We start from the raw sequence: 813 nt of genomic DNA on the forward strand, positions 1-813 counted from the left end.
TCCTCCCCGTCCTGATGCACGGCGACGCGGCCTTCGCGGGCCAGGGTGTCGTGGCCGAGACCCTGAACCTGGCGCTGCTGCGCGGCTACCGCACCGGCGGCACCGTGCACGTCATCGTCAACAACCAAGTCGGGTATACGACGGAACCGGAACATGGCCGGTCCACGTACTACGCGACGGACGTCGCCAAAATGACGGGCTCCCCCATCTTCCACGTCAACGGCGATGATCCGGAAGCGGCACATTGGGTCGCGCGACTGGCGATGGACTACCGGCAGACGTTCCACAAGGACGCGGTCATCGATTTGATCTGTTATCGGAGAAGGGGGCATCAGGAATCGGATGACCCGTCGATGACGCAGCCGGCGATGTACGACATCATCGACACGAAGCGTTCGGTCCGGAAGACCTACACCGAATCGCTGATCGGCCGCGGCGACATCTCCGTCGAAGAGGCCGAAGCCGCGTTGCGCGACTTCTCCAGCCAGCTGGAGCACGTGTTCAACGAGGTCCGCGAGCTGGAGAAGCACCCGGCGAAGGCCAGCCCCTCGGTCGAGGAGGAGCAGCAGGTCCCGGCCAAGGTGCCCACCGCGACCACCACCGAGGTCATCGAGCACATCGGCGACGCGTTCCTCAACGTGCCCGAGGGCTTCACCCCGCACCCGCGGGTCAAGCCGGTCATGGAGCGCCGCCACAAGATGTCCCGCGAAGGCGGCATCGACTGGGCGTTCGGTGAGCTGCTCGCCTTCGGTTCGCTGGCCATGGAAGGCCGCCTCGTGCGGCTGTCCGGCCAGGACTCCCGCCGCGGCACCT

At 66.3% G+C, this 813-nt stretch carries 1 protein-coding gene; it reads left to right on the forward strand.

The window, feature by feature from the left end; genetic code table 11:
• Positions 1-813: thiamine pyrophosphate-dependent enzyme (locus DMC64_RS42575; protein WP_233630010.1), on the forward strand; the 813-nt coding region annotated here is incomplete at both ends.

This window comes from Amycolatopsis sp. WAC 04197 (assembly GCF_003947475.1).
GTDB classification, from domain to species: Bacteria; Actinomycetota; Actinomycetes; order Mycobacteriales; family Pseudonocardiaceae; genus Amycolatopsis; species Amycolatopsis japonica.